The 9,672-nt window shown below is 31.1% G+C and carries 8 protein-coding genes; 6 read left to right on the forward strand and 2 right to left on the reverse strand.

What is annotated here, in order from left to right; genetic code table 11:
* The first annotated feature begins 101 nt into the window (after positions 1–101).
* From CD121_RS03225 to CD121_RS03240, 4 genes are all read left to right on the forward strand, one after another.
* Positions 102–410, forward strand: a complete 309-nt coding sequence (locus CD121_RS03225) for a metal-sulfur cluster assembly factor (RefSeq protein ID WP_017637409.1) — start codon at positions 102–104, stop codon at positions 408–410.
* Between the two features lie 494 nt (positions 411–904).
* Positions 905–2,707, forward strand: a complete 1,803-nt coding sequence (locus CD121_RS03230; protein WP_126567436.1) for an acyltransferase family protein — start codon at positions 905–907, stop codon at positions 2,705–2,707.
* Positions 2,708–3,006: 299 nt separating this feature from the next.
* The gene (clpB, locus tag CD121_RS03235; protein ID WP_126567437.1) at positions 3,007–5,613 is read left to right on the forward strand and encodes an ATP-dependent chaperone ClpB; all 2,607 of its coding nucleotides are present in this window, start codon (positions 3,007–3,009) and stop codon (positions 5,611–5,613) included.
* Positions 5,614–5,805: 192 nt separating this feature from the next.
* Complete coding sequence (locus tag CD121_RS03240) at positions 5,806–6,321, forward strand: YbhB/YbcL family Raf kinase inhibitor-like protein (RefSeq protein ID WP_126567438.1); 516 nt, start codon at positions 5,806–5,808, stop codon at positions 6,319–6,321.
* A 73-nt stretch (positions 6,322–6,394) separates the two neighbouring features.
* Here the strand turns inward: CD121_RS03240 and CD121_RS03245 are convergent, their stop codons facing one another.
* Positions 6,395–6,589 carry a YjzD family protein gene (locus CD121_RS03245; RefSeq protein WP_017637405.1) on the reverse strand — a complete coding sequence of 65 codons (195 nt, stop codon included), beginning with the start codon at positions 6,587–6,589 and terminating at the stop codon, positions 6,395–6,397.
* A gap of 313 nt (positions 6,590–6,902) precedes the next feature.
* Here CD121_RS03245 and CD121_RS03250 point away from each other — a divergent pair, with 313 nt between their 5' ends.
* Both CD121_RS03250 and fabF read left to right on the forward strand, forming a co-directional pair.
* Entirely contained in the window at positions 6,903–7,844 is a 942-nt protein-coding gene (locus tag CD121_RS03250) for a beta-ketoacyl-ACP synthase III (RefSeq protein ID WP_017637404.1), read from the forward strand.
* Positions 7,845–7,855: 11 nt separating this feature from the next.
* Positions 7,856–9,097, forward strand: a complete 1,242-nt coding sequence (gene fabF / locus CD121_RS03255; RefSeq protein ID WP_126567439.1) for a beta-ketoacyl-ACP synthase II — start codon at positions 7,856–7,858, stop codon at positions 9,095–9,097.
* Between the two features lie 44 nt (positions 9,098–9,141).
* Here the strand turns inward: fabF and CD121_RS03260 are convergent, their stop codons facing one another.
* Positions 9,142–9,504 (reverse strand): DUF3899 domain-containing protein, encoded by a 363-nt coding sequence (locus CD121_RS03260; RefSeq protein ID WP_185817739.1) that lies wholly within the window; start codon positions 9,502–9,504, stop codon positions 9,142–9,144.
* Positions 9,505–9,672 lie beyond the last annotated feature (168 nt).

Consider the following 9,672-nt stretch of genomic DNA (forward strand, 5'->3'; position numbering starts at 1 on the left):
TATGTTGTAATAATATATTGTAGTTGTATCATAGCATTTTATTGGCGTTTTGTCGGATATTTGATATATTAGTATAAAGAAAATATAGAGAGGTGATACTAATGGAAGAGGCATTAAAAGATAGTATCCTAGGAGCTCTAGAAATGGTAATCGACCCTGAATTAGGTATTGATATTGTTAATTTAGGATTAGTATATAAAGTTGATGTAGATGACGAAGGACTTTGTACTGTTGAGATGACATTAACTTCTATGGGTTGTCCTTTAGGACCGCAAATTATTGATCAAATTAAAACTGTATTAGCAGAGATTCCAGAAATTCAAGATACTGAAGTTAATATCGTATGGAATCCACCTTGGAATAAAGATATGATGTCTAGATACGCGAAAATTGCTCTAGGTGTTGGTTAATCTAATTCTGATAATAAGAATGGTTATGTAGTAATATACACATTGCGTGTATACATTACATACCATTCTTTTTTATGTGGTCTAAATTAGAGATGGCAAATTAAGATGAATTAAATTTAAAAATTTACGCTATCTAAACGATAAGAAACCAATATTCTGAAAATAAAAATGTATTTATTAATAAATTTTAAAAAAATCCAATCGTCATTAAATAAATAATATTCAATTGCTATTTAAATTGAATTTATACTACGGTTGTATTACAATAATTAAGACTAATTGTAACTTGAATGCAATAAATTTAAGTAATAAATAAGTTGTTGCAAGTTTATTTTAACCAAATCATTATTAGTCATAAGATTTATCAAGTTGTTTTAATTATTTCTCAATAAGTAATGAAACTTAGATTAAATACAAGATACATGACTATTTTAATATAAAACTTAAACTACTATGAATATTCGAAAATGATTTGATGGGGAAGAAAGTGAAATATGAATAAGGAATATAAAAGCACTAGAAATAGGGGAAAGAAATTAAGATATATGCCTGGTTTAGATGGTTTAAGAGCAATTGCTGTTATCGGCATTATTATTTACCATTTAAATAAACAATGGTTAACAGGCGGATTTTTAGGTGTAGATACATTTTTTGTTATTTCAGGTTATTTAATAACGAGCTTATTATTAAAAGAATACGAAGAAAATGGCATAATCAATTTAAAGAATTTTTGGTTACGTCGTTTGAAAAGGTTAGTTCCAGCTGTATTAGCGCTATTATTAGTAGTTGGTATAGCCACATTACTTTTTAAATCAGAAGAGATAGTTAGAGTAAAACATGATATTATTGCTGCAATATTTTATGTTTCAAATTGGTGGTATATCGCTAAGGATGTTAACTACTTTGAACAATTCTCTTTTATGCCACTTAAACACTTATGGTCATTAGCTATTGAAGAACAGTTTTATTTAGTTTTTCCAATAGTTTTAATTACTTTATTACTAACTTTAAAGAAATACCGTAATGTGACGCTCATTTTTTGGATCATTTCATTATTATCACTTATGTTAATGATTATCATTTCAGAGCCACATCTGAACCATTCAAGAGTATATTTTGGTACAGATACGCGTTTACAAACATTATTATTGGGTGTCATATTGGCATTTTTATGGCCACCATTCAAATTAAAAGCACAACCTCCTAAAGCGTTACAACGTGCAATAGATATTGTAGGCATATTAGGATTAGCATTTTTAATTCTATTATTTGTAACTGTTCAAGACGAAAGTGACTGGATTTATAATGGTGGATTTTATATTATTTCTGCTATGACTTTATTTATCATTGCTAGTGTGGTGCATCCAGCAACATTTGTGTCTAAACTATTAGGTAATACTTTGTTTGTATACATAGGTAAACGGTCTTATAGTTTATATTTATGGCACTTTCCGATTATTAGTTTTATTCATAGCTATTATATTGATGGACAAATTCCTTTATATGTCTACATTATAGATATTGTTTTAACATTTGTTTGCGCTGAGTTGTCATATCGTTATGTAGAAACACCTTTCAGAAAACAAGGATTAAAGGCATTTACTTTGAAACGTAAGTATAAACCTGCACTTATTAGAACGATTACGATTATTATTTTAATTATTCCATTTGCTTTTATTATGATTGGTTCATTTGATGGACTAGGTAAAGATAAAATTAATCATAAGTCCAATTCATTTAACACAGATTTAGAAGATAAGTATTTAATTAGAATGATTCCTATTGATAAAATTGGTCAAAATGGAAAAAATGATACAGATGTAAATACAGATATTAGTCCATTATTAATAGGTGACTCAGTAATGGTAGACATAGGGGAAACTTTTAAAGACAGTGTGCCAAAAGCTAAAATTGATGGTAAGGTTGGTAGAAATTTATATCAAGCAATTCCATTAGCAGAACAAAATTATTCTCATTATAATAAAAAATCTGATCAAGTTGTATTAGAATTAGGTACTAATGGCGATTTTAATAAAGAACAGCTTGATGATTTAATTAGTAAATTTGGTAAAGCTCAAATTTATTTAGTCAATACACGAGTACCAAGAGGTTATGAAAATCATGTTAATAAGCTAATGGCTGATGCAGCAAAAGATAAGAGTAATGTGACTTTAATTGATTGGTATAAAAGATCAGAGGGTCATACAGAATACTTTGCACCTGATGGCATTCATTTAGAAAATAGTGGCGTAAAAGCACTTACTGACGAAATTTTAAAACATATTAAAAAGAAATAATCTAATCAAATAATGGAGTAGTATTGAAAGATGTTTATTAAACTAAACGTACTCAATACTACTTCTTTGTTTATTATTTGAAAATATGTCAATTCAATACTTAAAGAGGTTTTAGTTTGAGTTTTTCGGTATTATCCATTCAAAATTTAATTGATTAAAATTAATAAAAATTTTAGGTTCAAGTTGTTGATTAATTTTAAAAAGAGGACTATAATATAGTTAAGGTCAAAGAAAGTCAAAGTCAAAAATAAACTTTGATAAATGAATGACTGACTCTAAATAAATAGAGGTGAAAACAATTGGATATAAATAAAATGACTTATGCTATTCAAGGCTCATTACAAAGAGCAATTGAATATAGTAAAGAATTTGAATTACAAAATATAGAAATAGAAGCAATACTAAAAGCAACATTAAACGAAAGTGAAAGTTTATTTAAAAGTGTGTTAGAACGTGCAAATATAGACGTAGACCAATTAGAAAAAGCTTATGATAAGAAGTTAAAATCTTATCCAACTGTTCAAGGTGATAATGTTCAATATGGACAATATATCAGTTCTAAAGCAAACGAATTAATGAACAAATCTGAAATTTACATGAATGATTATGATGATGAATTCATTTCTATGGAACATGTTTTAAGAGCAGCTATGGACATTGATCAAACAACTAAAGAATTCATAGGTAATAAATCTGAAGTTATCAAAGAAATTATAAATAAAATAAGAGGGGGAAATCATGTGACTAGCCAGAACCCAGAAGTAAATTATGAAGCATTAGAAAAATATGGCCGTGACTTAGTAGAAGAAGTGCGTCAAGGTAAAATGGATCCTGTCATTGGCCGTGACGAGGAAATACGTAATACGATTCGTATTTTAAGCCGTAAAACAAAAAATAATCCAGTACTTATAGGTGAACCAGGTGTAGGTAAAACAGCAATAGTTGAAGGTTTAGCTCAACGAATTGTTAAAAAAGACGTGCCTGAATCATTATTAGACAAAACTATTTTCGAGCTTGATTTAAGTGCCTTAGTTGCAGGTGCAAAATTCCGAGGAGAATTCGAAGAACGTTTGAAAGCAGTACTTAAAGAAGTTAAAGAATCTGATGGTAGAATAATCCTATTTATTGATGAAATTCATATGTTAGTAGGTGCAGGTAAAACAGACGGTGCTATGGATGCTGGCAACATGTTAAAACCTATGTTAGCACGTGGTGAATTACATTGTATTGGTGCTACAACATTAAATGAATATAGAGAGTATATTGAAAAAGATTCTGCCTTAGAACGTCGTTTCCAAAAAGTAGGCGTAAGCGAACCAGATGTTGAAGATACAATTTCAATCCTACGCGGTTTAAAAGAACGTTACGAAGTATATCATGGTGTACGTATTCAAGACCGTGCTTTAGTTGCAGCTGCAGAATTATCTGATAGATATATTACTGACAGATTTTTACCAGATAAAGCGATTGACTTAGTTGACCAAGCTTGTGCAACTATTCGTACAGAAATGGGCTCAAACCCTACTGAATTAGATCAAGTTAATAGACGTGTAATGCAATTAGAAATCGAAGAAAGTGCATTGAAAAATGAATCTGATAATGCTAGTAAACAACGTCTTGAAGAACTTCAAGAAGAATTATCTAACGAAAAAGAAAAACAAGCCTCATTACAATCTCGTGTTGAACAAGAAAAAGAAAAAATTGCTAAATTACAAGAAAAACGTGCTGAATTGGATGAAAGTAGAAAAGCTTTAGAAGATGCGCAAACTAATAACAATCTTGAAAAAGCAGCAGAATTACAATATGGCAAAATACCACAATTGGAAAAAGAATTAAAAGAATTAGAAGATGTCTTCCAAGATGAACAAGGTGAAGATAACGATAGAATGATTCGTGAAATCGTTTCTGACGAGGAAATTGGAGATATTGTAAGTCAATGGACTGGTATCCCAGTATCAAAACTAGTAGAAACTGAAAGAGATAAATTACTGCACTTAGGTGATATTTTGCATAAACGTGTAGTAGGTCAAGATAAAGCAGTAGATTTAGTTTCTGATGCTGTAGTACGTGCCAGAGCAGGTATCAAAGACCCTAATAGACCAATTGGTAGTTTCTTATTCTTAGGACCAACTGGTGTAGGTAAAACTGAATTAGCTAAATCATTAGCAGCGTCATTATTTGATTCTGAAAAACACATGATCAGAATCGACATGAGTGAGTATATGGAAAAACATGCTGTGTCTAGATTAATTGGTGCCCCTCCAGGCTATGTAGGTCATGATGAAGGTGGTCAATTAACTGAAGCGGTAAGACGTAATCCATACTCAGTTATCTTACTTGATGAAGTGGAAAAAGCCCACAGTGATGTATTTAACGTATTACTTCAAATTTTAGATGAAGGTCGATTAACTGATTCTAAAGGTAGAAGCGTTGACTTTAAAAATACAATTATTATTATGACAAGTAATATTGGCTCACAAGTATTGTTAGACCAAGTATCTGAAACAGGTGATATTAGTGAATCTACTGAAAAAGCTGTGATGGATAGCTTACATGCATACTTCAAACCAGAAATTTTAAATCGTATGGATGACATCGTATTATTCAGACCATTATCAATTGACGATATGAGTATGATTGTCGATAAAATTATTGGTAACTTGAATATGAGATTAGTAGATCAAAGAATAACTATTGAAGTAACTGAAAAAGCGAAAAAATGGTTAGGTGAAGAAGCTTATGAACCTCAATTTGGTGCAAGACCATTGAAACGATTTGTACAAAGACAAATTGAAACACCATTAGCACGTATGATGATTAAAGAAAACTTACCAGAAGGTACTAAAATAGATGTAGATTTAGATGAAAACAATGAACTAACATTTGATGTTAACAAACCTGAATAATAAATAACTAAAACCAAGAATTTGAACGTAAGTTCATCTTCTTGGTTTTTTGTTTGTGATGTAAAAGGTGGATTTTAGTATTTAAAAGTATGGATTGATTCACATATTGAACTAAACAAATGATGCATATACTTTAATTAGTTAATTTATAATATAATAAAAATAACAGTAATCATTCGAGGAGTGAACATCATGAAAATCAACACAGAATTTAAACATAATTATATCCCATATGCCTATGCAGCTGGCGCAAATGAAAGTGACATAATCAATGGCAATCCAATCAAATCATTTCCTTTTGAAGTGACTGAACTTCCTAAAGATACTCAATATCTTGCTTGGTCATTAATAGACTATGATGCTATTCCAGTATGTGGATTTGCCTGGATTCATTGGAGTGTAGCAAATCTTAAAGTTTCAAATTCAAATATTTCTGTAAAAGAAGATTTCTCTAGAATTACGACTGACGGTATTCAAGGAAAGAATAGTTTTACAAGTGGCTTACTAGGAGAAGATTTCTCAGCAATTGATAAGTATTATGTAGGACCCACACCTCCCGACAAAGATCATCAATATGAATTAACAGTTTATGCATTAAAAGAAAAATTAGATTTAGATAATGGATTTTATTTGAATGACTTTTTAAAACAAGTAAACAAACATAAAATTGACGAAACAAGTGTACAATTGACGGGGAGAAAAATTTAAAAATAGTAAATTTATGATATAAATTATAAAAAAACTGGTAGCAACTGTATAAAAGTCTGCTACCAGTTTTTACTTATTCGTATTGTTCAGATTTATTTTTAGGACTAATTATTGCACCTAAAATAGCAGTTGTTATTGTAAATATAACTGCCATAATGATAGGTGAAACAACATTTAAGCTGTTACCTTCACCATTTAAACTGTTCAATACGAAATTGACCATTTGTAATAAAACGAATGCCCAAAAGAATGTCATGAGGTATTTCATTGCATGCAACCTCCAATATAGTATATATACATATATTTTAATGGAAAAAAGATTGTTTGTATAGAGTGAATCCAAATGAGTTTGAAACAGTGGTATCAAACTTATATATGATATGATTTAATTAAAGCATTTTTGTATTAGTTGAAATTCAAAAGCTATTTAAATGACGGTATTTGATGATTGTATAGCTAATCATATAAGTATGTGTAGAGATAGCAGCTATTCAATTAGATTTCTATATACTTGAGTTTAAAATGAAAAATATGTTAAATTAATACCTGGTATTAAAAATTTATTAAGAAGGTGTACAACCATGGATGTGGGTATTAAAGGTTTCGGGGCATACGCTCCAGAAAATATTGTAGACAATGCCTATTTTGAACAATTTTTAGAAACATCAGATGAATGGATTTCTAAAATGACTGGAATTAAAGAAAGACATTGGGCTAATGAAGATCAAGATACATCAGATTTAGCTTACGAAGCTAGTGTAAAAGCAATTAAAGATGCTGGTATTCAACCAGAAGATATAGATATGATTATAGTAGCGACTGCGACAGGTGACATGCCATTCCCAAGTGTTGCTAATATTTTACAAGAACGTTTAGGTACAGGAAAAGTACCTACAATGGATCAGTTAGCAGCTTGTTCTGGTTTTATGTATTCAATGATTACTGCTAAACAATATATTCAATCAGGTGATTATAAAAATATACTAGTAGTAGGCGCAGATAAATTATCTAAAATTACTGATTTAACTGACCGTTCTACAGCTGTCTTATTTGGCGATGGCGCTGGTGCAGTTGTTATTGGCGAAGTATCAGAAGGTCGTGGTATTATAAGTTACGAAATGGGATCTGATGGTAGTGGCGGAAAATACTTATATTTAGATAAAGAAACTAAGAAATTAAAAATGAATGGTCGTGAAGTATTTAAATTTGCTGTAAGAATAATGGGCGATGCGTCAACACGTGTTGTTGAAAAAGCAGGTTTAACTTCAGAAGATATCGATTTATTTGTTCCTCATCAAGCAAATATAAGAATTATGGAATCAGCTCGTTTAAGATTAGGTATTGAACCTGAAAAAATGAGTGTATCTGTTAATAAATACGGTAATACATCTGCTGCTTCAATACCGTTAAGTATTAATCAAGAGTTACAAAATGGTAAAATTAAAGATGACGATACGCTAGTTTTAGTAGGTTTCGGTGGCGGACTTACTTGGGGTGCAATGGTTATTAAATGGGGAAAATAGGAGGATAACTAATGAGTGAAAATAATAGAGTTGTTATTACTGGTATCGGAGCCTTATCTCCAATCGGTAACGATGCTGAAACAACATGGCAGAATGCACTAAAAGGAGTTAATGGTATCGATACTATTACAAGAATTGATACTGAAAATTATAATGTGCATCTAGCAGGCGAATTAAAAGATTTTAATGTAGAAGATTTTATTGATAAAAAAGAAGCACGTCGTATGGATAGATTTACGCAATATGCAGTTGTTGCTGCTAGAGAAGCAGTACAAGATTCCCAATTAGACGTTAAAGCGAATGCAAATCGTATTGGTGTGTGGATTGGTTCAGGTATCGGAGGAATGGAAACATTCGAAAAAGCCCATACTCAATTAGTTGAACGCGGACCAAGACGTGTAAGTCCATTCTTCGTGCCAATGTTAATTCCAGATATGGCGACAGGACAAGTATCTATTGATTTAGGTGCTAAAGGTCCAAGTGGCTCAACTGTAACTGCTTGTGCAACAGGAACTAACTCAATTGGTGAAGCATTTAAAATCATTCAACGTGGTGATGCGGACGCAATGATAACTGGTGGTACGGAAGCTCCTATTTCACATATGGCTATTGCTGGTTTCAGTGCGAGTCGTGCATTATCTACAAATGAAGATAAAGAAACGGCTTGCCGTCCATTCCAAGAAGGCAGAGATGGCTTTGTAATGGGTGAAGGTGCAGGGATTGTAGTTATAGAATCTCTTGAATCTGCAAAAGCACGTGGTGCTAAAATTTATGCAGAAATTGTGGGCTATGGTACAACAGGTGATGCTTACCATATTACTGCACCAGCGCCAGAAGGTGAAGGCGGTTCTAGAGCAATGCAAGCAGCACTTGATGATGCGGGCATTGAAGCAAAAGATATTCAATATTTAAATGCGCATGGTACAAGTACTCCAGTGGGTGACTTATACGAAGTACAAGCTATCAAGAATACTTTTGGTGATGCAGTTAATACATTAAAAGTTAGCTCAACAAAATCTATGACAGGTCATTTACTTGGCGCAACTGGTGGTATTGAAGCGATTTTCTCTGCTTTATCAATTAGAGATTCAAAAATTGCTCCAACGATTCATGCAGAAACACCTGATCCAGAATGTGATATAGATTATGTGCCTAATGAAGCTCAAGACTTAGAAATTACACATGCAATGAGTAATAGTTTAGGTTTTGGTGGACATAACGCAGTACTGATTTTCAAAAAATTCGAAGACTAAAATATACAAAACGCAAGTGTCGGCTTAATGTGACACTTGCGTTTTTAAATAGTGAAAGAAACAATAATAGTGATGATAACTAACAATATATTAATACAAAGACTAGGGAACACCCATGAGGAAATCGTGTAGTGTTCCTTTTTTGCGTTCTTAGGATTAAAAAACGCATCATCTTTCATACTTTTCTTTTTCGAATCAGATGAAAGATGATATGTTAAACGTCGAAAACCATAACTAGTGACATCGAATATGCCTTCTTGTACTAAAAGAATAATAAACAATAGTATGAAAGAAATTAAAGATACATAAAATAAGACGTTAATATAATCAGTCCATGTATGAGAAGTCCAAATCCAAAATAGAAAAGATATGATGACTGTTATAAATAATTTTTTAGGTTTTGAAATTTTTTTGATTCTGTAAATTAAATAATAAATCAAAATCAATATATTAGTAATTTAACAAAAACATTGAAAACTGAAAATTCTAAAAACAAACTTGTCTTATTTTCCATCAATAGTAAAATACATTAATAACAACTAGAATCTACGAAAGGAATTAAATTTATGAAAAAG

The organism is Staphylococcus pasteuri (genome assembly GCF_003970495.1).
Lineage (GTDB): Bacteria > Bacillota > Bacilli > Staphylococcales > Staphylococcaceae > Staphylococcus > Staphylococcus pasteuri.